Raw genomic sequence first — 25,615 nt, forward strand, 5'->3', positions numbered from 1 at the left:
TTTGGGTTACCCTTCTTCTATGAGGAATTCACTCATGGCCTTCCATTAATTCATGATGCTTTTCGAATACCAGCTTTCCTTTTACTTTTTTATTTAATTGTGTAGATAATCCAAAGGCTGCGAGAAGTAGCCCGCTGCAAAGATATAACGCAGAAGGGATTCCGCCAAGATAGTCGATAAACCAGCCGCCAAGGCCTGGGCCAATAAATTGTCCGACAGCAAAATAAACAGTGGCATAACCTAATGCAACAGGTGCGTAAGATTGATGAACCTGCTCTGTTGAAAGAGCTTGAATAAGCGAAAGCATTCCGACGTACGTAATCCCCCACAGGAATTGACAGATGACAAACCCAAGGTATACCGGAAATACAATCGGGATGATCATCGAGATGGCGCCAAGAAAAAGGGTAATAAGCATGGACGTCTTCCTGCCAATTTTGTCCGAAATCGTTCCCCATAACGGCCCGCTAAAGATGGACATAATGCTGCCCAAAGACATGATATGGCCGGCAGAATATTGATTAATATGTGAGTCCAATAAAAAGCTAAATAGGAAACTTTGTGGAATTAAATAAGCAAATCCAATCAACCCATAAATGACTGCAACCAGGACAACTTTTTTATTTAGGTACACATCATGAACAAAAGAATGTCCCTTTTGAGCAGTTTTATGTAACACTGTTGGAGGGTCTCGAAGGATTCTATAGGAAACAATGGAAGAAAGAAGAGTGACGAAACTGAATAAAAGCCAGAGATATCGCCAGCCATTGGTGGAGAACCAATCAGTAAAGACTGGTATTAGTATGCTTGAAATCAGTGACCCTAATCCTAAACCGCTAATAATAAAGCCAATCATCATTCCTCTTTGCTGCGGGTACCATCCCACCACGATATTTACCAGCGGGGTATAGGTGAACGCAGCCCCGATCCCTAACAGCACCATTCCAACTAAACAGCTAAGAAAAGTTTGCGTCCAGGTTAAATAGACTAAACCACAGGTGACAAGCAAGGTCCCGATGATGATTAACTTCCTCGATCCCCATTTCGCCGCAAATATGCCAACAAAGAGAACTAGGCTCAAATAGCCGACAGCAGTAACTGTGCCCAATAATCCGGCCTGCTGGTAAGTAAGTGATAAACTATCTTTCATAAAGGGCATTAGAATCCCATAAGACATCCTGCCGAAGCCAATTACACATAAAGATACTAATGTGGATGTTAAGGCATACTTCCAAATTTGCTGGTTTTTCTTCATTTATTTCTAATGCTCCTTTCTGCATAGATTAATAGCAACCTCTTTTGTTAGAATCTATGTGTCTGCTTCAAAAAAGTTTCCTGCTTTATAAGCGAATAAAACTGGGGGCGATGAACCCCCAGTTCTAGCAAACTTTTGTTTTATTAAGCGCCTGAATTACTTCTTAATAATGTTATATTCAGGGCCAAATGGGAAGCCAGTGATATCTTCAGCAGTACCATCTTCGTTAATAACTAAGATATCATGCTCACGGTAGCCGCCGGCACCTGGCTGTCCTTCAGGAATATTGAAGCATGGCTCCATAGAAACGACCATTCCTGGTTGAAGAACTGTTTCGATATCTTCACGGAATTCTAGCCCGCCTTCACGGCCATAGTAGTGTGATAGAACTCCGAATGAGTGGCCATATCCGAATGTACGGTTTTTAACTAGGTCATGCTGGCGGAACATTTCATTTAACTCTGCACAGATATCTTTACATACTGCACCAGACTTGATTAATTCAATACCGCGCTTGTGTACGGCAACGTTAATTTCCCAATATTTAAGATGGGCATCAGAAACTTCTTCCAAGAACATTGTACGCTCTAAAGCAGTATAGTAACCGGCAATCATCGGGAATGTGTTAAGGCTTAGGATATCACCTTTTTGTACTTGTCTAGATGTAGCCCAGCTATGAGCACCATCGGTATTAATACCAGACTGGAACCATACCCAAGTGTCTCTTAATTCAGACTGCGGATATAATTTTGCAATTTCACGCGTCATTGCTTGTGTTCCGGCAAGAGCTACTTCATATTCAGGCACACCTTCACGGATTGCTTCAACAACTGCATAACCGCCAATGTCAGCGATCCTTGCACCATTTTTAATGTGTTGGATTTCTTCAGCAGATTTGATCCAACGTGATCTCTGAATGTCTTGAGAAACATCAACTAATTCAAAGTTTGGAAATGCATCTTCAAATTTTTTGCGAAGGTCAACGGATACATGGTCTTCTTCAATGCCTAAACGGCCTTTTTTAACTCCGGATTCTTCCAAAACTTTTAGGATGGCATAGAAGTAGTTGTCTCTTCTCCAGTCAGTGTAAACGATATTTTCATCGAAGCTTCTTCTCCAAGGCATTCCGCCGTCGATGTTGGCGCTGACTGTTACGTGTTTGTTTTGGGTAACAACTAGTCCATAATTCCGGTTGAAAGAAGTAAATAGGAAGTCACTGTAATAGTTAATGTTATGGTAAGAAGTGAATAATACAGCGTCAATATCCTTTTCAGCCATGTAATTGCGCAAGTTCGTATTACGGCGCTCCATTTCCGCTTTTGAGAAAGTTCCTTTAAACTTTTCGCCGTTGTGCAGAATTTTCGTTCTTTCAAGATCTGTGATTTGTTGCATGTTTCTTCTCCTGCCTTCCTAATAATAAAATTTATTTTTAAGCTTTGCTAACCTGGAAACTATAAATCTTCTATTCTTATGTACTTATAGCAACCACCACCAATTTTTTAATATTTTGAAAACTACCTGATATAATTTCATCTTACAACCGATATTCCGTGTTAACAATTGGATGTTCATGCTTAATATTTGATTTAAAAACAGGGGATATCTTGTGCACGCAGTACAAGTTCGTTCCAATACATTGAAAGCTAGTTTGTAGAAATCTCATCTTTTGCTTGTTATTTTGTTGTATTTGTCTAAAATAGATATAAAATTATGTGTAATTTTCCAAAAATTCAGCACTTTCGGTCAATAGTAATCGCTTTCATAGGGTGTTAAGATTTAAAAAACAAAGCCAATAGCAGCTTAGAGAATACATGACAGAAGATGGGAGGTAACAACAGGATCTTAGATTAATGAAGGCAGTTTCAGCTCGAAGCAGAAGGTCATTATAATTGAAAGGAGTAGAGGAATGAATCGTCTTATTAGTAAAATGACCTGGAAAGAATATCGTGACAAAGTAGAGAATGGGATCTTAATATTACCTGTCGGCTCTACAGAACAACACGGGCCCCATTTGCCGCTTGGTGTTGACACGATTATCGCAACACAATTTAGTTTGGCTATCGCCGGGGAAGTGAATGCGGTAGTAGCCCCAACAGTATCCTATGGGTATAAATCACTGCCGGCCTCAGGCGGCGGGCCGATGTTCCCAGGAACGATTGATCTAAACGGCTCTACTTTAACCTCATTAGTATACGATTTATTGAAAGAGTTCGTGGCTGATGGCTGGAAGCAAATTCTCATTTTCAGCGCCCATTATGAGAATGAGGCATTTCTTTCGGAAGCTTGTGATCTCTTGCTTCGAAATCAAACAGAAGAGTTTCCTAAGGTTTTAATTTGCAATTGGTGGGATAATCTATCATCTGAAACAGTGTCAAGAGTATTTGATGAAGTAAAATTCCCGGGCTGGGCCCTGGAACATGCGGCAATTTCCGAAACATCCTTAATGATGCATCTTTCACCAGAACTTGTTAATGAAGATTTGATTACGGATGATGGAATGGTAAGTCCTCCAACCTATCAAAGCTTTCCTCCATCTAAATCTCTTATTCCGGCTACAGGATGCTTGCATTCAGCACGATCCAGCTCTGCTGAGAAAGGGAAACTAATCGTAGAAGATGCAACAAAAACAATCGTTTCCTTTTTGAAAAAAGAATTCTCCTTAGATTTGGTCACTTTTAAATAGTCTCCATTTGTTTGTTTTACATCTGAACAAAAAATAATCTTTAATAAGGGGAGATTTTATGAGTCAGGAAGGACAACTGCAAAAAGGCCTAAAGATTAGGCATTTAACAATGATTGCTTTTGGCGGTTCAATCGGTGCGGGTTTATTTGTCGGAAGCGGGGCCATCATTCAGATGACAGGACCGGCTGCTGTCGTTACAGCATTATTGGCGGGGATCTTAGTCATCCTTGTTATGAGAATGCTCGGGGAAATGGTTGTTGCTAAGCCATCATTAGGATCATTTTCTGATTATGCACGTGAGGCGCTGGGGAATTGGGCGGGTTTCACCGTGGGCTGGCTGTACTGGTATTTCTGGGTTATTGTTATTGCAGTAGAAGCCATTGCCGGTGCTCAAATATTAAGAGATTGGTTGTTTCCTAATATGTCTTTATGGGCATTAAATCTCATTTTGCTTGTAGCCTTAACGGTCACGAATATCTTTTCAGTTAAAGCCTATGGTGAATTTGAGTATTGGTTCTCATTGATAAAAATTGTTGCTATCACGTTATTCCTTACCCTTGGTGGTGCCTACATTTTTGGTTTATTGCCTGGTACAGAAATGCACTTATCTAACTTGACGGCACATGGCGGATTTATTCCTAAAGGACCTGGAATCGTCTTTATCGCTGTTGCCACCATTATTTTTTCCTTCGTTGGTTCCGAAATCGTAACAATTGCCGCAGCTGAGTCAGTTGAATCTGAAAAAGCAGTCGTAAAAGCGGTCAACTCTGTTATTGTCCGGATCATGACATTCTATGTAGGGTCCGTCTTTATTATCGTAAGTGTTATTCCTTGGAATGATGCAAAAGCACTTACAAATCCGTATGTTAGTGCACTTAAAGTAATGGGGATGCCATACGCGGATACGATTATGAACCTAGTTGTTGTAACAGCCGTCCTTTCATGTTTGAACTCCGGCATATACACTGCTTCGAGGATGTTATTTGCTCTGGGGGATAAAGGAGACGCTCCTAAATGGATTACACAAGTGACAAAAAGAGGAGTCCCGTTAAAAGCAATCCTGACATGTACGATATTTGGATTCATTTCCGTTATTATGGCTTTCGTATCACCAGATACAGTGTTTCAATTCTTATTGAACTCTTCTGGAGCTATTGCGCTGTTCGTCTACTTATTAATCGCAATTTCGCAGCTAATACTTCGCAAAAAGATCGAGCGTGAAGCGCCTGAGCGTCTTAAATTACGGATGTGGGCATACCCGTATCTGACAATTTTGGCCAGTTTATCAATCATCGCGGTCATCACGACAATGGCTTTTAACGCTAGTACCCGGTCTCAGTTTACCTTAAGCATCCTTAGTGCCATTGTAGTAGTCATCTTATATGCTATTAAAACGAACATATCCAAGAAAAATTCAATTAATGCCAACATTCTTAAGCCTGAAATAACTAAGCTGGATTAGCGTGAAAAAGGTCTAATGGGAGTCGCCATTAGACCTTTTTTCAAATTATCGCTATATCGCCTTCTGATTCGTTCTTCAGATCCGATTCCTTGTATTCAGTGGCCAATGATTCAAGATCAAGCGCTACCTGAATCCAAAATTGGCACCGTGGCGACGTTAAACTTTCTTCAAAAAGTTGTTCAATTCTTTTAATACGATAGCGTAAAGTATTAAGATGGATGTGAAGATCTTTTGTTACCTTATCGCGATTATAGTTATTTAATGCAAGGCATTTTAACGTTTCGTATAGGGTGGTTCCATGTTCAGTCAGTAATTCCTTTGGTAAGATGATATTTCTAAATTCCATTGCTTTCTTGGGGCTTAGCCCCCCATAAAGAAACATTTCACGTTTCAATTGCTCCGAAAAGTAGGCTCCCCCCGAATGGCTTTGATGAATAACTAAAGGCGCCAAAGCTTTAGCCTCCTGGTAACTTTCTTTAAAAGACAAAACATGCTGTTTAATCTCTCCTAAAACCACGACTGGAGCTGTGTGAGCTGTTGTATTTCTTACATTATCTTGTAAATGATGGACTGCTTGTTTAATAGAAGCTTTATCCAGATTAGATGCTAGAAAAAGCACTAACTGCTCTTTATAGATCTCGCAAAAGCCGTTTAGCCCTTCGGTTTCATCAATCCACTTTTTACATTCATCACGAATTGACTCCATCCCAATTGATAGGGGAGAGGTAAGATTGTTTACCCCGACAAGAATCAGTCCTGCCAGCCAATGCTTTTGTTGTTCGATTCTAAGCTCCTGAATTCTTTCTTCAATAATGATAGAGGCTGTTTCAGGATTTTCAAGCAGAAGTTCCAGTAATTCAAGACGTAGCTGTCTGCCTCTTGCTTCGAGATCTTGCTTATTTAAAACGATATCAACCAGGAGGTCTGCGGCAAAATCGAGGCTATAAGCAAACTCTTCATTTACTTCTTGCCCGGGACTGATCAGCCAAAGAGCACCCCTTTTTATTCCCTCTATCTTTATCGGAACGTTCATAATATAGGATGGGGGATTATCAGATAAATAAACGGTTTTTGTATTATTCATCAGCTGATGGGACTGCTTGTTTTGAATAAAAGTATTGATGCACTTTTGAAAATTAACACGCTCTCCTCCGTTTGGAGACGCCTTTACATAGATTTGATTGGCAGTATCCGTTATCGCAACTGGGCAATGAAGATAATCGGCAAGAATTTCACAAATGGACGAGTAACTGGGAGAAGATTGTAATTTATCCCTAAGTTCAATTGGAACCCGTGCAGATCGCTCCACTTTTTTATAGTGTCGGTCTATGATTTCCAGATGAATTTGTTCGGTAATTTTCACGAACGGGACATTATATGGAACTTCGATTACAGGAATGGAGTTTTTTTCACCAAATTCTAATGCAGCGGCAGGGCATCCAGTTAAGTATCGTCCTGTGGCAAAGAGAATACCAGAAATTTGGTTGCGAAGAAAGGAGTTGAGAAGTCTTTCTTCCGCTTGTTTATTTTGCGGCCATATTTGTCCACACGTCAACAGAAATTCTCCACCCTCTAAAAAGAGGCCCACGTCCTCAGTATCCATGACGTGAACCCAGCGGACCTTACGGCCTAAACCGCCTTTTCCGGCATGGACCACCGCTTTCTGGAGTTCAGGAAATTGTAAGACTTCTCTCATTGTAATCATAGCAATCCTCCTTTATTTAATTTCATATATATAGCGCTTTCATATCAGGGGGTCTGAAAGTGCAGAAAACTTATTAAAGTGATAGAATAGATATGTAAGTATTATCGAAAGATTGGGAAAATTACAAGTATAAAGCTAGATTGCTCTACACTATTTTATCATAAAATAGTAGCTTAATAAGATTAGCATTATTTAATATTTTGCACAATTGTACTATAATGCTAAAATATTGTAATAAAATTTAGAATTTTCTATACATCTGGCACAAAGGGGGAAAACTGCGTGTTAACAGTTAAAGAGGCATTACAGCTGTCGCAGTTGAGCAGTATAACCGTCCGTTCAGGGCAAAAAGGACTGTATCGAAGAGTACGCTGGGCTCACGCTTTTGAATATGATGATGTGCAGCATTTCCTGGAGGGAGGGGAACTGCTTTTAACTAGCGGACAAAGCTGGCCGAAAGATAAGGAATTGGAGAGTAAACTTCTTGAAGGATATTTGAGTTATCAAATTTCAGGCATTCTATTTGCGACCGGGCGTTACTTAACAGAATGTCCTCCGGCTGCCTTGGAATTTGGAGAAAAATATGCGATTCCTGTTTTAGAAGCACCCTATCATGTACCATTTGTGAAAATAACCCATGCGATTCATATTGAAATTATGAACCGCAAAATTAAAAAAAGAGAATTAGCCGCACAACTGCCTAGTAAACTTGCAAATGAATTAGGAGAGGCAAATAGCGGAATAAAAGTTTGCGAGCTTTTGAGTGAACATTTGAACTGTCCAGCCGTCATTACTGATTCTGCGAACAAAGTACTAGAACAATCAGTTCCAAAAGAAACCAGCATGAACCTGCCAGAAGTATTTGGTTCCCTTATTCCAATCTTCCAAAAAGGTTTATCTGATTGTCTGCTTGACGATAGACCGATAGATACTAAAGTACAGGTAATCAGCGAACAAACGGATGCTTTTGTTGTTCCTCTTCAAATAGAAGGGGATTTTTGGGGAGCTCTTTGGCTTTTACCCTCAGGTAATGACTTGACGGAGGAACAGCTTCCTATCCTCGAATTTGCGGCAGCTCTCCTTATCGATCAGGTACTACATAACAAGGAAACGGAGCTGAAAAATAGACAGTTACGTTTGGAATTACTGGAGTTTCTAATCGAAAATCCGCAAGAAGCCCCCGCCATTATGGAAGAAAAAGTACAAGAGCTGGGTTTTTCACGGAGCACAAATTGGCTTGCGGGTCTGATTCTCTTTGATGAAAATAAGCATGGACCTCGGGAGCGGGAAGATATGGACAAGCTGCTGGCTGAATGTGAACAATGGATTGAGGATACAGCTGAAGTTGACGGATTATGCGAGATATATGAGAATCAGTTTGTCTTAATCCTGTCTTTTAGCGGAGATCAGAATTTAATCGAAAAGGAACTAAAGCGCTTACAACACAACATAAATAAAAGCAGTCAAGAAGCAGCCCCGGTACTTATATTGGGGGAAACAAAGCAGCACGTGTCATCTCTTGCTGAAAGCTACCGTGAGGCCAAAGCTTTAGTGCCCATCGTTTTATACAAAAGTCAATCAGAGGGGCCATATTTTGCCGGCCGATTTAGGCGTGAGCTGCTTATTTATGGAGCAATGAGTTCGGACAGGGCTGAGCAATTACGGAACTTAATCCTGCCAAAGGAATTGCTTACCGAACGTGGTTTCATATTCTATGAGACGCTAAAATGTCTCGCTTCGCTTGAGTACAACCGGGAAAGTGCCGCTAAAGCCATGCATATTCACCGGAATACCTTGAGGTATCGAATTGAACGGATTGAGGAACTCATCGGGGACAGCCTGTCATCTACGAGCTGTCAATTTTGGATTAAGGTCGCGCTCGACCTTGAATCATTGTCAAATCAAGGTAGTTGAAATTAACTTTAAATCGCTGTTTACTTAGTGAAATAAAACAGCTTCACCGGATGGTGAAGCTGTTTTGAATTCTATTCCAAATTTGCATGTCTGCCATACATAACGCCAGATTCTAAACCCTTCTTGCTCATGATCCTTAAGATGGTCGCATCGAAGTAAAGTAAGAGGGTCTGCTCAAATAATGAGCCCATCGGTTGAATGGTTTTGTAATCACCATCCGCACCAGCTTTTGGCTTGGCCGGGATTTTAATGGCTACATCGCTTAATCTGCCAATCGTTGATTCCGGAGAAATGGTAACAACTGCAACCGTGGCATCGATTGATTTAGCCTTCTCTGCCATTGAGACGAGGCTTTTGGTTTCACCCGATCCAGATGCAATAATTAAAATATCGTCTTCCTGCAGGCTGGGGGTTACCGTTTCACCTACAACATAAGCATCTAACCCCATATGCATCAAGCGCATTACAAAAGATTTGGCCATAAATCCAGATCTTCCGGCCCCGGCTACAAATACTTTTCTGGCCTCAAGAATTCTGTCTACTAATCTTTCAGAATCCTCTTCGGCAATTTGGCCAATTGTCCGATCTACCTCTTTTACAATTTCTGAAGCATATTTAAGAGTTGTCATAATGGAAATACCCTTCTTACACTAAAGCATGTTGCTTAATCATGTCTTGCATTTTAGCCGCAACAGCTTTTTTATCAGCTTGGTTCGCAATACCGCCGCCTACAATGACAAGATCAGGGTTTGATTTAAGAACTTCTGGAAGTGTTTCTAATTTAATGCCGCCTGCGATGGCAGTTTTTGCATTTTTTACGACACTTTTAAGTGTTTCAAGGTCCTTAAAGGAGTTTTGGCCCTTTGCTTGCAGGTCGTAACCTGTATGAACACAGATATAGTCTACACCCATTGCGTCAACTTCTGCGGCACGTTTGGCAATATCTTTAACAGCGATTAAATCAATAAGAATCTTTTTGCCTTGTTTTTTCGCTTCTGCAACTGCACCTTTGATCGACTCGTCTTCAGCAACTGCTAGAATCGTAACGATATCAGCACCATGTTCGGCTGCTTTTAAAACTTCGTAACCTGCTGCATCCATTGTTTTCGTGTCAGCTAGTACTTTTAATTGTGGGAATGCTTCTTTAACTGCTTTTACTGCTTGAAGACCTTCAATTTTAACTACTGGTGTACCGATTTCTACGATATCAATGTAGTCTTTAACTTCTTCCACTAATTTAATTGCTTCTTCAGTATTTACTAGGTCTAGAGCTAATTGTAATTCCATTTTTTGTTCCTCCTTTAATATTTTGGTTGCTACAATGTTCATTATAATTTGCAATTTTCCAAAAACAAAGTATGCACTTTTTTTTCATATAGTGTTAAAAATGACACTGTAAAAACGTGCCGAAAAGACCTTTGAACCTGCCTTAAATCTTGGCACCATCTTACAAATTAGGTGTTTTTTTTCTCACTATCTAACAAAAAAGTGTGTACTTGTTAAAACTCAATCTGTACTTAATAATAAAAATAATCTTTCAATCTTTTTTATTTGTAGTTGGCAAAAGCTGATTAAATCAATAATAGGGGTGAAGAAAAAGTGGAATACCATCGAATAACAAATATAGTAGATCCGTATTTTAAACAGTTGCATCAATTGATGGGAGAAGTGTTCCCGCCGGAAGAAGTACTAGAATTTAATTTGTGGAAAGAGCCTTTGGAAGACCCAGATATACGGGTTTTTGTGGCAGTTGAAAATAATAAAGTAGTAGGAGCGACGGAATATCGTTATTATAAAGACTTTAATATTGCGATGACTGATTTTACCATTATTGGTCAAGCCGGGCTGGGGATAGGTCCTTTTTTGGCAAATAAGAGGTTTGCAGATTTGAAAGCTTTAGCGGCAGAAAACGGGGAAGAATTATATGGTATGTTTGCCGAAGTTTATGATCCATACCAAGTAGACGATTATGGATTCGGCGGTGTTAAGCCGATGGATCCCTATGTCCGCCGCGAGGTATTGGCGCATCTCGGCTATAAACGCCTTGATTTTCCTTATGTCCATCCATCCTGGAATAATGACGGCGAGCCTGTAACCGGCCTCGATCTTTGCTTTCTTCCGACCGATGGCAATCTGAAAGAACTGCCTACAAACCTTATTGTGAAATTCTTAAAACGATATTATACCGTTTTACCAAACAAACCAATCTCATGGTATGTGATGGTTCAGAATTTGGAGAAAAATAAACAGGTTCAGCTGCTGCCAATTTAGGTAAAAGGTAATTGGCATAGAGATGAAAGGGATTGGAATCACTCTGCCATATGCTTTAATCTTAACTAGAAAGGAAGAATAATATTTTGCCAAAACAACAGATTGGTGTAATTGGTTTAGCTGTAATGGGGAAAAACCTTGCATTAAACATTGAAAGCCGGGGATATTCCGTCTCGGTTTACAACCGTTCCTCGGATAAAACAGAAATTTTTTTAACCAAAGAAGCAGCAGGTAAAAAGATTGTCGGAACATATAGTGTGGAAGAGTTTATACATTCATTAGAAAGACCCCGGAAAATTTTGTTAATGGTTCAAGCGGGTACGGCCACAGACGCAACGATCCAATCTTTAAAACCGTATCTTGAAGAAGGGGACATACTTATTGATGGCGGCAATACGTTTTTCCAGGATACGATTAGACGGAATAAGGAATTAGCGGAAGCAGGCCTTCATTTTATTGGTACAGGTGTTTCAGGAGGAGAAGAAGGTGCATTAAAGGGTCCTTCCATCATGCCTGGCGGCCAGAAAGAAGCCTATGAATTGGTGAAACCCATTTTGGAGGCGATTTCCGCAAAGGTAGAAGGAGATGCTTGCTGCACATATATCGGACCAAATGGGGCCGGACATTATGTCAAAATGGTACATAATGGTATTGAATATGGTGATATGCAGTTAATTTCGGAAGCCTATTTTATTATGAAGCAGCTGTTGGGTTTAACTGCACAGGAGCTTCACGAAGTATTTTTAGAGTGGAATAAAGGAGAATTAGACAGTTATTTAATTGAGATCACGGCGAATATTTTTACAAAAGTGGACGAACAAACCGGCAAACCGCTTGTCGATGTCATTTTGGATTCGGCCGGACAAAAAGGCACTGGTAAATGGACAAGCCAGAATGCCCTGGATTTGGGAGTTCCGCTTCCGATTATCACTGAATCGGTATTTGCCCGGTTTATTTCTGCTATGAAAGAAGAGCGTGTGCAGGCAAGCAAATTGTTAAAGGGGCCAAAAGCAACTGCCTTTGAAGGCAAAAAAGAGGATTTCATTGATGCGGTAAGAAAAGCCTTGTATATGAGTAAAATCTGTTCTTATGCACAAGGATTTGCCCAAATGCGGACTGCGTCAGAAGAATATGATTGGAACCTCCGTTATGGCGATATCGCCATGATTTTCCGCGGCGGCTGTATTATTCGGGCGCAATTCTTACAAAAAATTAAAGAGGCATATGACCGGAATCCAGGACTTACGAATCTATTATTAGATTCTTATTTTAAAGAGATTGTCGAAAGCTATCAATCTTCGTTACGAGAGGTAGTGGCAGTGGCCATTACGTCCGGTATTCCAGTTCCCGCTTTTTCGAGCGCGATTGCCTACTATGATAGTTATCGTTCAGAAACATTGCCGGCCAATCTCCTTCAAGCACAGCGTGATTACTTTGGTGCACACACGTATCAGCGTGTTGACCAAGAAGGTATTTTCCATACTGAGTGGCTGGAAAAATAAACAAATTCTATTTTGAACCCTAGGCCTAGCCAGGGTTTTTATTTTTCAAATAATTCGCAATTGATGGAAAAATAAGGGCGAATATGTGATATTCGTCATTGGTAGGGAACAGTTAAACATGGTTTAAATAAAATAGGGATTGGAAAACTTCCTTAGCGGGTAATGATAGAATTCGACTAAAAAGGGGTTAGGTAGATGGGGAAAGATAGTAATTCATTTGTTCACATTGATAGTCTCGAAGAATTGGTGGATACGATTAGTGATCTGCTTGGTTGTCCCGTTACGGTGGAGGATGTCAATTTCCGGCTTCTTGCCTATAGCTCGCATGAAAAGGTCACAGACGCCGGCAGGATTGCGACGATCATTAATCGCCAAGTACCGGAAATTATCATTAATGGTTTATGGAGGGATGGTGTCATTCAACAACTGAAAAACAGTGACAATCCCATTCGTGTTTCTCCCATCGACGAGGCCGGTTTTGGCAGCCGAATTGCGATTGCTGTAAGGAATGGAAATGATCTGTTGGGCCATATTTGGGTGATTGGCTCCGGACATGCTGATGAAGAGTGGCAGACCCAATTGCTGAAAGAGGCTGCAGAAGCAGTGGGCATCAAACTATTGCAGCTTCGGTCTAGAAGAAAAAATGAACACGAAGGATACCATAAGTTTTTCCAGCAGATTCTATCGGGTGAGATCAATACTCAGGAAAGAATTAAGGAGAGGGCGCTCCAAGTAAAAGTCTCCCTTCCTTCCGAATTTAGTGTCATTGTATTTGAATCTCCAGAAGAAATAAGTGAAAGCATGTACAGGCAAATTGCTTATTTAGCGAACACTTTCAAATCGGTGCAGGTCATCATGAGTAGTAATGAGGGCCAAAGGCTTATTTTTTTAGTCAATCCTGATGCCCGGAAAGGTACTCCAAATAAAAACTGCAGCAGCTTTATTTCGAGTGCGATTTCGCAAATGACGGAAAAACTAGGGGCTTCGGGGTTTATCGGGGGCTGTGGGTGTGTCTATTCCAATTATCGGAAAATCCAAACCAGCTACCAAGAAGCCTTAACAGTAATTGGGATCAAACGAAAGCTTCCAGAGGAAACAAAAGGTATTTTCCATTATCCTCAATTAGGTTTTTTTCGATTTATCCCCGCCATTTTAGAAAAAAATGCCGATGAAGCCTATCAGAATCAGGCTCTGCAGAAAATCGGCGAATATGACCAGCAAGGAAATTCTAATTTGCTGAAAACGCTAGAAATCTATTTAAAACATGACAATATTAAAGAAACCGCAAGTGCGCTGCATATTCATATCAATACTCTTAATTACCGCTTAAAGAGAATAGAGGAAATCGGGGAAATCGATTTAATGGATCCGATGCAAAAGTTAATTCTTTATTTTGACCTAAAAACTGAAAAATTTTTAACGTAGAGGCATTTGTGTATTTTTGCAAAAATTGCCTCTTTTTTTTCTGTATTTTATACGAAGAAAAGAACAGGGAGAATTTTTATAATTAAAACCAAGTAAGGAATTTATAAAATTAAAAAAATTACGAAACATTCAGGGAGGAAGATGAGAAAATGGAAAATCTGGATCTGCTGTTTAGCCCAAAACAAATTCGTCACATTGAAATCAAAAATAGGATTGCGGTTACCGCGCATGCAACCGCTTTTAACCCTACAAGTAATCCGTCTGATCAATTCATCGATTACAATGTAGCCAAAGCCCGGGGTGGTGTAGGATTGCTGATGACGATGGGATCATCTTCCGTCCATCCTACTTCTCCGAACTCCGACTGGGGCGGAATTCACAACTGGGATGATAGTGTAATTCCTTATTTCAAAAAAATGTCAGAAAAAATTAAACCATATGGCACCGTACTGATGGCCCAGATTTCACACCGTGGGCGCCGTACTTGGAATGATGTTACATGGCTCCCAACCTATGCCCCGTCCGATATACCGGAACCAAACCATTATCATATGCCGCATATTGTTCAGCCTGACGATATTGATTGGTTAGTGGATGCCTATGTTCAGGCAGCATTAAGACTGAAAAAAGGCGGATTTGATGGAGTTGAAATCTCGGCAGCCCACGGGCATATGATTGATAACTTCTGGTCGCCTATTTCTAATCGCCGGACCGATCAATATGGCGGTATCTTGGAAAACCGGATGAGATTTGGCAATCAAGTGATTGACGCCGTTCGAGACGCCGTCGGGGATGACTTCCTAGTGGCGTTAAGGATCACAGGTGATGAACTGATTGAAGGCGGTCTTACCAATGAAGATATGCAGGAAATTGCGCTTCGAAGTGTGAAGAGTGGAAAAATTGACTTGCTCAATGTCATCGGGTCCGTGGGTGCGACACAATATCACACAGCATTGACCGTTCCATCGATGAACTATCCTCTTGGAATCTTTACCGGTTTTGCCGGGGCCATCCGCTCCTATTTGCAGGAAAATGGATGTGATGTACCGGTTTTAACCTGTGGAAGAATTGTTCACCCGCTGCAGGCAAACCAAGTTCTTGAAGAAGGGCAAGCGGATTTTGTCGGAATGAACCGTGCCATTATCGCAGACCCTGACCTTCCTAAGAAGGCACAGGAAGGCAAAATAGATGATATCAGAATTTGTATGGGGGCCAATGAAGGCTGTATCGGCAGAATTTATATCGGCAAACCAATGGTTTGTGTCCAAAATCCTCTCATCAGCCGTGAAAGCGAATTGCTGGAATGGAAGCCTGCAGAGGTTGCGAAAAAAGTATTAGTCATTGGCGGAGGCCCAGGCGGATTAGAAGCGGCACGTATGGCTGCAGAGATAGGACATAATGTAACAATTTGGGAACAAAGCGGCCAGCTGGGCGGACAAATTCGTTTGGCAGCTAAAGCCCCTAATCGTGAAGCTTGGGCAAGTTCCGTTGACTGGTTGGAAGGGCAGTGCCGCAAGTTAGGTGTTGAGGTGCAACTGGGTAAAACCGCTACTGTAGACGATGTAGTAGCATTTGGTGCTGATTCCGTCGTTGTGGCAACTGGTTCGACAGCTAGAAGGCTCGATATTCCGGGAACGGATTTACCATTTGTTGTTACAGCCAGAGAAGCCTTGGCCGAAACCGCCCAAATCGGAGAACGAGTATTGTTTATTGATGAACATCACCATCAAGAAGGTTTATCTGTAGCGGAGTTCCTTGCTGAAAGAGGACATGTTGTTGAAGTGATTTCACGCCTTTGGGTTGTAGGGGAAGAAATTGACGGAACGATGCGTCCTGACTTATATGCCCGCTTGGATGGCCTGGGTGTACAGATTACTCCTGTAACAAATGCCAAAGAAATCAATGAGGACAAAACCGTGTTAGTTGAACATTATCTATCACACCGTGAATGGGAAATGGGACCATACGATACTGTGGTAGTTGCTGCAAAAGGAGTTGCAAATGACGGCTTATGGAAAGAACTGAAAGGAAAAGTGCCTGATCTTCACCTTGTTGGCGATGCCGTTGCTGCACGCGGTTTAAATAATGCGCTATTAGAAGGTACAAGGGTCGCTAGACAGATTTAAGTGAAAAGGGGTGGGATTTGTGCCTGAAAAAACAAGTAGCATCGGATTCGCGGAGGATTCACAGATTTGGGTGCTTGCTGAACGGACGGGAAAGCAGTGGGATACTATCACATTGGAATTACTTCAAGATGCCCAGGTGCTGGCCAAAAAGACTGGATGGAAAACACTGGCGATTGTGTTTGGAAAGTCTGAGATGATCTCGGATCAAGATTGCCATCAATTAGCTGCAAATGGGGCGGATAAAGTTCTTGTTTTACAACATGCGGAATTTGGCAAACCAGGCTCAATTATGGGGTATAGCCAGGTTTTGCTTGACAGCATGAATGGTCAATCCCCCCGGCTGTTGTTGTGTCCGTCCACCCCTCTATGGGTTGAATGCGCTTGCCGTCTGATCGGTGCTTGGGATGGAGTAATCGCCCGTGATGCCATCAGTTTTAAACTTACTCCAGATAACAAGCTTGAGGTCATTCAATCCATATGGCAAAACAAAGGACAAATGACAATCAGCATGTCTGACGATCATCCATGGTGCGTATGTCTGAAGCCTGGAGTAGCCGGCCTTGGAAAGACGAAACCGCAGGCAAAGGCACAAATCCTGCGCCAGGATGTTAGCAAGAAGCAAACAGAGATCGTTCAAACGGTAGAGTTATTACCGCCAAACCCAAGCGAGCTTGATCTGGTTGAGGCAGAACGGATTGTGGCCGGAGGCCGCGGCATTCAGGGAGCGGAAGGCTTTAAAGCCCTGGAAGAACTGGCATTTCTTCTTGAGGCGGCAGTTGGTGCAAGCAGGGTAGCGGTAGATTTAGGCTGGGTTCCTTATGTTAGACAGGTGGGGCAAACGGGGAAGATTGTCAAACCCCGTTTGTATATCGCCGCTGGGATAGCGGGTGCTTCTCAGCATGTCGATGGGATGCGTGATTCTGAGGTGATCATTGCCATTAATACGGATAAGAACGCAAATATATTTAAGATCGCCCATTTAGGAATTGTCGGTGATGCCGATACCATCATAAGGGGATTAATAGCTGAACTAGAAACGGGCGGGAAATCACAGGCTGCGGACAAAAGGCCGAAAGCTGTCAGTTTGATCAATTAAGTGGGGGATGACATATGAAGGTGGCTGTATGCATCGATTCGTTCTTATCGCTGCAAAGTACCACACTGGAGACTGTGAAACAAACGTATTTCGATGAACAAACATCAGTCAAATATATGATTGAACCATCGAGTGTTGCGGCAATCCAGCTGGCAAGTTCACTCTGTGGGAAAGATGATCAATTGATTGCCGTTAGCTTTGGCGGTGAATCTAGTGAAGCGGCTTTGGAGTATGCGTTAGCTTACGGGGTTCACTCGGTTGTTCAGATTAGTAGAATTCCAGGCCTCGTCGGGCAGGATTCTACGGTTACGGCTACTATTCTCGCTAATTGGCTAAGGAAGCAGTCGTTTGATTTGATTATATGCGGTAATGCTGGCGGTACCGGAACACTGCCGGCGATACTGGCAACCTATCTCGGCATGCCAAGTATACCACGTGTGGATTTCGTCAAAAAACGGGACATGAAAACCCTAGAAGTGAGACAGCGCCTCCAAGGTGGCTGGCGTCAAATACTTTCGGTAAGCATGCCGGCATTGCTATCGGTCCAGCCTGGATACTTTCCTGTCAAATATGTTTCCGTCAAACGCAGAAACTGGGCCAATCAAAATCATGTCCAGATCAAAGTGGTAAATCCGGAGTGGGACGGGCTGCCGGGAACAAAGGTAATCTCGGTGGAAGCGCCGAAACCGCGGACGAAACGGACTGCTATCGACTCAAGTCAAAGTGCGGCTGACCGATTAAAATTCCTAAGGGGCGGCGGCCCCGCACAAACTGCAAAAGCGGGGAAGGAAGAGGATAAAAAAATGGTGGAAGCGGCACCGTCAGAGGCTGTTCGGGAGATTTTTGAATTTCTGAAGAAGAAGGAACTGCTTCCTGAAAAACTTCTGTAAGACTATCTGTCTATCTATTTAGATTGAACAGCGAGGGGATGGTGAAACGAATGACTCTACAACAATTTTTAGGCCTGCTGACCATTTTGTTGGCGAGCTTTTCGATAGTATTGATGCTTCTAAGACTGAAACCTATTTTGCTGGCAATGCGCCGGAGCCGGCATACTTACCGGATGGATCAGATAGGTAAGCGGCTTTCCTCGATGGTAGTCCAGGTATTTGGACATAAACGGCTGTTGCGCAACCGTTTGGCGGGGATTATCCACCTATTTATATTCAGCGGTTTTGTTATCCTGATGCTGGATATTATTGAAGCGATTGGGCAAGTCATTTCCCCAACATTTTCAGTAGGGGTGGTACTTCAAGCTGTTATCGATTTGTGGGTTTTACTAGTTTTGACTGGCGTTGTTCTGGCTATTTACCAGCGCCGCATCATCCGTCCGAAGCGCTATGAAGGGTCAGATGAGCGCGATGGAGAAATAATCCTTGGAATGATTTCCGCTATTATGATTGGCATTGTGATCCATACATCGTTTTTTCCGCTTGTCGCAGACTCGTTATACGGGATTGATGAAATGAAAGATGGCCATTTTCTTGGGATTATGCTTTCTAAGGTTTGGATTGCCCTAGGTCTGGATCAAACCAATATACCCGCTATTGGTTATACAATTGGTTATTTAATGGATATCGGAATCATCTTTGCTTTTATGATGTACTTGCCAACGTCGAAACACCTGCATGTCTTTTTTGCAGTACCGGCGATCTTCTTCCGGAAAATGGACCCGCCCGGCCAATTAGTCTCACAAGATGACTCAAATCAGTCTTTGGAGGAGATTAAAACATATGAAGACTTTACATGGAAAGACATTTTGGATTTATATACCTGTACGGAATGTGGACGCTGTCAAGACGTATGTCCTGCCCATGCAGCAGGGTCTCCCTTATCACCGAAGATGCTTATCCTAAACCTAAGGGATGCTCATCTAGAACAGCTGCATGGAGATAAGCCGGCAATGAATGAAGATTGGGCAATTGCCGGAAATGTGATTTCCGCTGAAACGCTTTGGTCATGTACCACTTGCGGTGCATGCCAGGAGGCTTGTCCGGTATTCATTGAACATGTACCAAAAATTGTCGGGCTGCGTGCTTCATTGGTTGAGAATGGATTCTTAGAAGAACGGGCACAAGCAACGCTGGAAGGTCTCATTGATCATGGTAATGTGTATGGAAAAGACCATAAGCTGAGACCAGCCTGGGCTGCTTCGGTTGATTACTGCTTCAAGGACGCCCGTAATGAAAAGGTGGATTGGCTGTGGTTTTTGGGAGATGTAGCATCCTTTGAGACGGACCCGGGTGTTTTAAATTCGATTCATTCAGTAAGTTCAGTGCTTAAAAAGGCCGATTTAAATGTAGGCTTGTTATTTGACAGTGAGGTAAGCTCAGGAAATGATGCACTTCGCATGGGGGAAATCGGGCTTTTTGAACAGCTGGCAAATCAAAACATGGCTTCGTTAAAAGAAGCAAACTTTGATCGGATTCTTACTACAGACCCTCATAGTTTCAACGCGCTTGCTAACGATTATCAAAAGCTTGGGCTAGATAAGCCGGTCTATCATTACAGCCAGGTATTTTTAGAATTATTCAATGAGGGAAGACTTTCCGTTGAGTCCCCGCTTGGAATTCGGGCAACGTACCATGATCCTTGTTATATCGGGCGGTGGAATGGAATATTCGAACAGCCGCGGGAAGTCCTAAATCGTTGCGGCGTTGAGGTTGTAGATATGCCGCGGAATCGCGGAGGAAGCTTATGCTGTGGCGCTGGCGGCGGACGAATGTGGATGAATGAATCAGGAGTCCAAGAGCGCCCCTCAGAAAGCCGGATTAAAGAAGCCTTAACATTACCAGGGGTTACTCACTTTGTTGTAAGTTGTCCAAAAGATATGGTTATGTATACAGCAGCAGTCGCTTCCCTTGGCGTAGAGGACCAGATCAAAGTGGTTGATATATCAGAGCTGGTACTGATGGCGGTAAATGCAAACGCACTTCATGCGGCGGTTTCATAAGGTAAGTGAGGCATGGGGACGGTTCTCATGCCTCATTTTTGCCCAGCGAGAAAAGATGTAAGGCGCATATAAGACATTTCCTCGATACCCAAGAGTGATTTTTGTCTCTGAAAAGGTGTTTAAAAGACATTTTGTGATACACAAGGGTGATTTTGTCTTTAATAAGGCGCTTAAAGGACATTTTGACCATACACAGGAGCGATTTTGTCTTTAATAAGGCGTTTAAAAGACATTTCTCCCATATACAAAAGCGGTTTTGTCTTGTCTTTAATAAATGAAATAAGGTGTATTTTTTCAGTGCTCTTGGACGATTCTGCTCCATCATTTCGTCAAAAGACATAAATTGATGCATGAGAACCGTCCCCGTGAACCTACTTTAATCCAAAAAGACCCCTCAATTTCCTCGATAATCATTTTCAGATTCCTGTCATTTTGAAAGTGACTATTTTCCATTCAAAATAAGTATATCTATAACCGACCAAGAAAAAGACGAAATAATGGTTGTAGTTATTTCCTCTTTTTCGCAAGCTCCGGTTTAATCCAGATATTTTTAAAATCGACTTGTCCATGGGCATTTAACTGTACTCCTCTAATGGATGAATCAAAGGATGACTCGATTTTTTTATGGACCAGAAAGACGACTGCCTGTTCTGAATGGAGTAGTGACTCCATTTCTGAAAAAAGAAGCGAACGGTCCTTTCCCTTTGGCGTTGAGAGGATGGCATCTATTTTTCGATCAATCAAATCAGCGGTGCTCTGGCTAAGATGCCTCCGTAAAAAGCTATAATCGGATTGGTAGAGTTCGAGTTTCGACAATTCTTGTTCTCCCCACACGGCCTCAAATAAAATACAGTCCGCTTGATCGATGTATTCCTCTTTCAGTATTTCATTCCAGCCGAGAATCGCGACATCCATCAAGACTCCATATTGGGCTGCTTCGGCCTTGAGCCATTCCGCATCGGATCGGTGACGGTCGTAGGTGAAAAGGTGAACAGTTTCTCCGAGATAACCTGATGACTGCAAAAGAGCCTGGAATTCCTGATCTTCTACGCTATCGAAAGCCTTAACCCGAGATTGGTGTATTTCAAAACTATAGGAAGGGATCATCCTAGGCGGTCCAAGCTCCGCAATCAGTTTCTTTCGGTCAATCAATTTGTTTAAAGCTTGCCGAAAATAAATGTTTTGCTGAGGCCCGGTCCTTTTTCGCAAATTGAATGTAAACAAGCTGCTACCTTCATAGCTTCCTTCTATTAGTTCATGGCCCGATTTGCCAAAGTAATGGCTTTCGCCTGTGTTGACAAAAATACTGCTTTTATCCTCCAACAATTCTTTCTCGTATTCTTTTGGCACATTCAAAATCTCAAACCGATCGACGAAGGGCCTTCCCTCATAGTAATGGGGATTGGCTTCGAGAACGCAGTAATTTTTATTGTATGTATGAACCATGAAAGGACCGGTTCCGATATAGCCTGAACTTCCCGAGGGAACTATCGAAAGAGCCGGAAAGCTGAGGAAGGGCAGGAACAGGGCATTGGGTTTGTGCAAATGGAATCGCACTACATACGGGTCCAAACATTCGATGAAATGGATATTCTCGACAAGCCAGAATTGTTTAAAATCCGGTCGGGTAAGCATTGAAAACGTGTCATATATGTCACTCGAAGTCAGCTCCTTGCCGTTGTGAAACAGAATTCCTTTTTTTAGATAGAACGTCCACTTAGTCTTATCCTCGCTGCCTTCCCAAAAATGGGCCAGTTTTCCTGCCGCTGTTTCAGAAGAATAATCATATTCAACAATCGTGTCATAGACCTGCCTAATGAGATGGACATCAAAGTCAAAGAAAGCTTTTGATGGAGTCATGGAATTGAAGGTGCGAAACATCGGAAGCCGGATGATATCCTTCACTTCTTGTTTTTCGTATCCGAAAAAATGAGTCAGCCATTGCAAAAGCCGGTTTTTTAAAGCAGGAGTGCCGAAACGTGCGGCAAGCTCCAAGCCCTCCGTAATCTGTCCGGTTTTAAAAAGAACAACCGCTTCAGCAAAAACAGCTTCGTCAACCGATTTTAAAAAGGTGAGATGAGACTTGTTCCCACGCCCGCGGCCGGGTGAAAAGGATAAAAAGCCTGATTCCACCAGCTTTGTTAGGATAAACTTTACATTACGCTGTGAACAAAACAGAATGTTTGCGAGTTCTTCCATCGTGGTTGGAAAGGGTGCTTGGTCGGGGTGATGCTGGTAAAAATCACGAATGGCTTTGTAGTCCTCGATTAATCTCATTTTCTCCCTCCTAAAAACTCGAAATAAAACCGTATCATTTCTTCTATTTTTACGATTGAAAACTCCCCTTACAATAAAAGCAAAGATCGGAAGGGGATGGAATCGTGTCGATATCAACTGTGAAGGTGAACAAAAAAACAGCGATTATTTGGAGGAATCAATCCTTCCTCATTCTGCTGAGTTCCACTTTTTTACTTAGCGTTGCCAATCGTATCTATGAACTGCTGCTCCCATTGATTCTATTAGAATTGACGAATTCTTCAGTTGCTGTCACCACGATGCGGACCGCGGAGTTATTGCCCAATTTGCTGTTTGGCATCTTTATTGGCGTGTTCGTGGACCGCTTGAATAAAAAGAAGCTTGCCCTCTGGTCAATTGGTCTGCAAGCTGGGCTGCTTTTGTGTTTGGCCTATATGCTGAAAATAGAAACCGCTTGGCTGGCGTCCTATTACCTAATTGGATTCTTGCTGATGACCTGTAATTACGGTTATTTCAATGCTCAGGTTGGGCTTGTGAAAATGAACATCCCGCCCGAATATTTTAATTCAGCGAATGCCAAGTTTTCGTTCATTGAGACATTTGTCAGTGTGATGGGACCGGTCATTTCGGGGTTAATGCTGCTGCTGCCGTTTTTCTATAATGGCGTGTTGGTGACCGCTTTTGCATATGTACTTTGCTTTGTCATCATGTCCCGATTATCGCATCAATTGGAAACTCCCCGTCTGGCAAGTTCCGGTTTCCTGGCCGATTTTCGTGAGGGATGGGATGCCTTCAGGGCAAACAAAGCTCTTTGGATGATGACCATGTTTATCATGTTATTAAATTCGACCATGGTCGTGGTCCAGACAACAGTGGTTATTTTTGCAAAAATAGACCTTGGCCTTGCTTCATCAAAAGTGGCGCTGGTAATCTCGGCTGTCGGGATTGGCGGAATGGCGGGCAGTTTGTTATCTAGTAAGCTTCGAAAGTCGTGGGGGCTCGGTGTGTTGTTTGGCGTATCCGCAATTCTCCACTCGGCTGCCTATTTGTTGATGTATATTTCGAATAATTACCATATCTTGATTATAGCACTATTTATCAGCGGAATGGCGACATCATTTTACTCTGTTTGTGCTTATACGTTCAGGCTTGAACAAACGTCTCCCGAACTGATTGGAAGGATCAGCGGAATAACCGGAACGTTTTTCAGAGTGGGGATGCCGGTCACGGTCTATCTGTCGGGCTGGGTGATAAATGTTTGGGGGGCTGCCACGATTTTTCTTCTGGCAGGGCTCGTGAATCTTGTTGTGTTTCTTGTGTACCGCACTACATTTTTGTGGAAATTGAGGTAGGATTTCTTGGGGATGGATCGTGTCATGTTGCTTCGGTCATTATGGGAGGTTCAAAACGACTGAACTACTGTAAAAGCGATAGCCCCGGTCGTTATGAGAAGTTTATAACGCCCGAACATATGGGAAAGTCAATGCCCCGGTCGTTATGAGAAGTTTATAACGCCCGAACATATGGGAAAGTCAATGCCCCGGTCGTTATGAGAAGTTTATAACGCCCGAACTTATGGGAAAATCAACGCCCCGGTCGTTATGAGAAGTTTATAACACCCGAACAGATGGAAAAATCAACGCCCCGGTCGTTATGGGAAGTTTATAACGCCCGAACTTATGGAAAAATCAACGCCCCGGTCGTTATGGGAAGTTTATAACGCCCGAACTTATGGAAAAATCAACGCCCCGGTCGTTATGAGAAGTTTATAACGCCCGAACATATGGAAAAATCAATGCCCCGGTCGTTATGGGAAGTTTATAACGCCCGATCATATGGGGAAATCAACGCCCCGGTCGTTATGAAAGATTAATATTCCCAATTTCCAGATTGAAAGCATCAAACTATTAGAAAAGGCCTAAAAAATTATGAGGTGAAACATGAAAAATTTGACCTTTCCAGATCCGGTCAAGAGAGAGTTATATTACAAGCAATATGACCATTCGCTAAAAAAATGGAACATGGAAGTAGAGACTTTTTATATCGAAACGGCTTTTGGGAAAACACATGTGATTGCCTGCGGGCCTACGGATGCCCAGCCGGTTGTGCTGCTTCACGGCATGACCGTGAGTTCGACAATGTGGTTTGCAAATGCTCCCGTTTGGTCCCAAAACTATCGAGTATATGCCATCGACACGATAGGTGATTTTGGTAAAAGTGAATGTGTTCGTCCGGTCACAACCCGTCTGGAATTAAACAGCTGGTTGAATGAGGTACTGGATGCCTTGAATTTGGATGATATTTATTTAATTGGTCACTCCATGGGGGGATGGATTGCCCTGCAGTTTAGTTTGCAATCTGATAGAGTCAAGAAATTGGTTTTATTGGCGCCAGTCATGGGCATTTGTGGTTTGAATTGGAAATTTCCGTTCAGATTGCTCCCTGCTACTCTATTAAGAAACTCCCACTCTATAAGAAAATTATATAAGTGGATGTTTGCTGAGCAAAATACGCCTGACCAAATACTGTACGATCAATTCTTAAAAGGCTATAAATTTGGAAGAATTCAATTAAAAGTCGCCCCAACCGTTTTTAAAGAGGCAGAGCTTGAAAAATTGCTGCCAGAAACTTTAGTTCTTATCGGTGAAAATGAAGTAATTTATTCGTCTGTCCATCAGGCAATCAAGCGTGCCGATGAATCGCCAAAAATGTCGGTACACCTGATTCCCAATAGTTCGCATTGTTTGCCAGCTGAACAATCTCATGTTGTGAATCAATTGGTCATTAAGTTTTTGGGGGCAGGGGAAGGGTCGATTGTATGATAAGTAATTTAAGGGAACAGCACTTAAAGCTGTTCCCTTTCCTGTTATTCAAGGTTTTCTAAGAATCAAAATACGGGTATGCTTGGTACATGTTAAGAAAATCTTAAGATTTACATCATGGGTTTATTAAGATTTGCTGGGTATC

At 42.3% G+C, this 25,615-nt stretch carries 18 protein-coding genes; 12 read left to right on the plus strand and 6 right to left on the minus strand.

Going from position 1 to position 25,615, the window contains the following annotated elements:
* Positions 1-28: 28 nt before the first annotated feature.
* Entirely contained in the window at positions 29-1,255 is a 1,227-nt protein-coding gene (locus ACZ5B7_RS02720; RefSeq protein ID WP_464492537.1) for a YbfB/YjiJ family MFS transporter, read from the minus strand.
* 156 nt (positions 1,256-1,411) lie between these two features.
* Positions 1,412-2,647, minus strand: a complete 1,236-nt coding sequence (locus tag ACZ5B7_RS02725; protein ID WP_464492538.1) for a M24 family metallopeptidase — start codon at positions 2,645-2,647, stop codon at positions 1,412-1,414.
* A 514-nt stretch (positions 2,648-3,161) separates the two neighbouring features.
* Here ACZ5B7_RS02725 and ACZ5B7_RS02730 point away from each other — a divergent pair.
* Both ACZ5B7_RS02730 and ACZ5B7_RS02735 read left to right on the plus strand, forming a co-directional pair.
* Positions 3,162-3,938, plus strand: coding sequence for a creatininase (locus ACZ5B7_RS02730; protein ID WP_464492539.1), 777 nt, complete (start codon positions 3,162-3,164; stop codon positions 3,936-3,938).
* Between the two features lie 58 nt (positions 3,939-3,996).
* The gene (locus tag ACZ5B7_RS02735) at positions 3,997-5,400 is read left to right on the plus strand and encodes an amino acid permease (RefSeq protein ID WP_464492540.1); all 1,404 of its coding nucleotides are present in this window, start codon (positions 3,997-3,999) and stop codon (positions 5,398-5,400) included.
* Between the two features lie 40 nt (positions 5,401-5,440).
* Here the strand turns inward: ACZ5B7_RS02735 and ACZ5B7_RS02740 are convergent, their stop codons facing one another.
* Entirely contained in the window at positions 5,441-7,105 is a 1,665-nt protein-coding gene (locus ACZ5B7_RS02740) for a PucR family transcriptional regulator (RefSeq protein ID WP_464492541.1), read from the minus strand.
* A 282-nt stretch (positions 7,106-7,387) separates the two neighbouring features.
* Here ACZ5B7_RS02740 and ACZ5B7_RS02745 point away from each other — a divergent pair, with 282 nt between their 5' ends.
* The gene (locus ACZ5B7_RS02745; protein ID WP_464492542.1) at positions 7,388-9,019 is read left to right on the plus strand and encodes a PucR family transcriptional regulator ligand-binding domain-containing protein; all 1,632 of its coding nucleotides are present in this window, start codon (positions 7,388-7,390) and stop codon (positions 9,017-9,019) included.
* 71 nt (positions 9,020-9,090) lie between these two features.
* Here the strand turns inward: ACZ5B7_RS02745 and hxlB are convergent, their stop codons facing one another.
* Both hxlB and hxlA read right to left on the minus strand, forming a co-directional pair.
* Positions 9,091-9,648, minus strand: a complete 558-nt coding sequence (hxlB, locus tag ACZ5B7_RS02750; protein WP_378588397.1) for a 6-phospho-3-hexuloisomerase — start codon at positions 9,646-9,648, stop codon at positions 9,091-9,093.
* A gap of 16 nt (positions 9,649-9,664) precedes the next feature.
* Positions 9,665-10,306, minus strand: a complete 642-nt coding sequence (hxlA, locus tag ACZ5B7_RS02755) for a 3-hexulose-6-phosphate synthase (RefSeq protein WP_378588400.1) — start codon at positions 10,304-10,306, stop codon at positions 9,665-9,667.
* Positions 10,307-10,618: 312 nt separating this feature from the next.
* Between hxlA and ACZ5B7_RS02760 the strand changes: the two genes are divergently transcribed.
* The 7 genes from ACZ5B7_RS02760 to ACZ5B7_RS02790 all read left to right on the plus strand — a co-directional run bounded on the left by ACZ5B7_RS02760 (position 10,619) and on the right by ACZ5B7_RS02790 (position 20,392).
* The gene (locus ACZ5B7_RS02760; protein WP_464492543.1) at positions 10,619-11,290 is read left to right on the plus strand and encodes a GNAT family N-acetyltransferase; all 672 of its coding nucleotides are present in this window, start codon (positions 10,619-10,621) and stop codon (positions 11,288-11,290) included.
* Between the two features lie 86 nt (positions 11,291-11,376).
* The gene (gndA, locus tag ACZ5B7_RS02765) at positions 11,377-12,792 is read left to right on the plus strand and encodes an NADP-dependent phosphogluconate dehydrogenase (protein ID WP_464492544.1); all 1,416 of its coding nucleotides are present in this window, start codon (positions 11,377-11,379) and stop codon (positions 12,790-12,792) included.
* A 195-nt stretch (positions 12,793-12,987) separates the two neighbouring features.
* Entirely contained in the window at positions 12,988-14,217 is a 1,230-nt protein-coding gene (locus ACZ5B7_RS02770) for a PucR family transcriptional regulator (RefSeq protein ID WP_464492545.1), read from the plus strand.
* Between the two features lie 149 nt (positions 14,218-14,366).
* Complete coding sequence (locus ACZ5B7_RS02775; RefSeq protein ID WP_464492546.1) at positions 14,367-16,343, plus strand: oxidoreductase; 1,977 nt, start codon at positions 14,367-14,369, stop codon at positions 16,341-16,343.
* Between the two features lie 19 nt (positions 16,344-16,362).
* On the plus strand, positions 16,363-17,439 hold the full coding sequence (locus ACZ5B7_RS02780) for an electron transfer flavoprotein subunit alpha/FixB family protein (protein WP_464492547.1): 1,077 nt from the start codon (positions 16,363-16,365) through the stop codon (positions 17,437-17,439).
* A 14-nt stretch (positions 17,440-17,453) separates the two neighbouring features.
* Positions 17,454-18,329 (plus strand): electron transfer flavoprotein subunit beta/FixA family protein, encoded by an 876-nt coding sequence (locus tag ACZ5B7_RS02785; protein ID WP_464492548.1) that lies wholly within the window; start codon positions 17,454-17,456, stop codon positions 18,327-18,329.
* Between the two features lie 50 nt (positions 18,330-18,379).
* Entirely contained in the window at positions 18,380-20,392 is a 2,013-nt protein-coding gene (locus ACZ5B7_RS02790; protein ID WP_464492549.1) for a (Fe-S)-binding protein, read from the plus strand.
* 507 nt (positions 20,393-20,899) lie between these two features.
* Here the strand turns inward: ACZ5B7_RS02790 and ACZ5B7_RS02795 are convergent.
* Positions 20,900-22,669 (minus strand): ABC transporter substrate-binding protein, encoded by a 1,770-nt coding sequence (locus ACZ5B7_RS02795; RefSeq protein WP_464492550.1) that lies wholly within the window; start codon positions 22,667-22,669, stop codon positions 20,900-20,902.
* Between the two features lie 104 nt (positions 22,670-22,773).
* Here ACZ5B7_RS02795 and ACZ5B7_RS02800 point away from each other — a divergent pair, with 104 nt between their 5' ends.
* Both ACZ5B7_RS02800 and ACZ5B7_RS02805 read left to right on the plus strand, forming a co-directional pair.
* On the plus strand, positions 22,774-24,000 hold the full coding sequence (locus ACZ5B7_RS02800; protein WP_464492551.1) for an MFS transporter: 1,227 nt from the start codon (positions 22,774-22,776) through the stop codon (positions 23,998-24,000).
* Positions 24,001-24,588: 588 nt separating this feature from the next.
* Positions 24,589-25,470, plus strand: coding sequence for an alpha/beta fold hydrolase (locus ACZ5B7_RS02805; RefSeq protein WP_464492552.1), 882 nt, complete (start codon positions 24,589-24,591; stop codon positions 25,468-25,470).
* The last annotated feature ends 145 nt before the right edge of the window (positions 25,471-25,615 follow it).

The sequence above is a fragment of the Neobacillus sp. S1115 genome (assembly GCF_055385565.1).

Bases quoted from the DNA above. Each gene is read 5' to 3' on its own strand.
- ACZ5B7_RS02720 (WP_464492537.1), bottom strand. From the start codon at position 1,255: ATGAAGAAAAACCAGCAAATTTGGAAGTATGCCTTAACATCCACATTA.
- ACZ5B7_RS02725 (WP_464492538.1), bottom strand. From the start codon at position 2,647: ATGCAACAAATCACAGATCTTGAAAGAACGAAAATTCTGCACAACGGC.
- ACZ5B7_RS02730 (WP_464492539.1), top strand. From the start codon at position 3,162: ATGAATCGTCTTATTAGTAAAATGACCTGGAAAGAATATCGTGACAAA.
- ACZ5B7_RS02735 (WP_464492540.1), top strand. From the start codon at position 3,997: ATGAGTCAGGAAGGACAACTGCAAAAAGGCCTAAAGATTAGGCATTTA.
- ACZ5B7_RS02740 (WP_464492541.1), bottom strand. From the start codon at position 7,105: ATGATTACAATGAGAGAAGTCTTACAATTTCCTGAACTCCAGAAAGCG.
- hxlB (WP_378588397.1), bottom strand. From the start codon at position 9,648: ATGACAACTCTTAAATATGCTTCAGAAATTGTAAAAGAGGTAGATCGG.
- hxlA (WP_378588400.1), bottom strand. From the start codon at position 10,306: ATGGAATTACAATTAGCTCTAGACCTAGTAAATACTGAAGAAGCAATT.
- ACZ5B7_RS02770 (WP_464492545.1), top strand. From the start codon at position 12,988: ATGGGGAAAGATAGTAATTCATTTGTTCACATTGATAGTCTCGAAGAA.
- ACZ5B7_RS02775 (WP_464492546.1), top strand. From the start codon at position 14,367: ATGGAAAATCTGGATCTGCTGTTTAGCCCAAAACAAATTCGTCACATT.
- ACZ5B7_RS02785 (WP_464492548.1), top strand. From the start codon at position 17,454: ATGAAGGTGGCTGTATGCATCGATTCGTTCTTATCGCTGCAAAGTACC.
- ACZ5B7_RS02790 (WP_464492549.1), top strand. From the start codon at position 18,380: ATGACTCTACAACAATTTTTAGGCCTGCTGACCATTTTGTTGGCGAGC.
- ACZ5B7_RS02795 (WP_464492550.1), bottom strand. From the start codon at position 22,669: ATGAGATTAATCGAGGACTACAAAGCCATTCGTGATTTTTACCAGCAT.
- ACZ5B7_RS02805 (WP_464492552.1), top strand. From the start codon at position 24,589: ATGAAAAATTTGACCTTTCCAGATCCGGTCAAGAGAGAGTTATATTAC.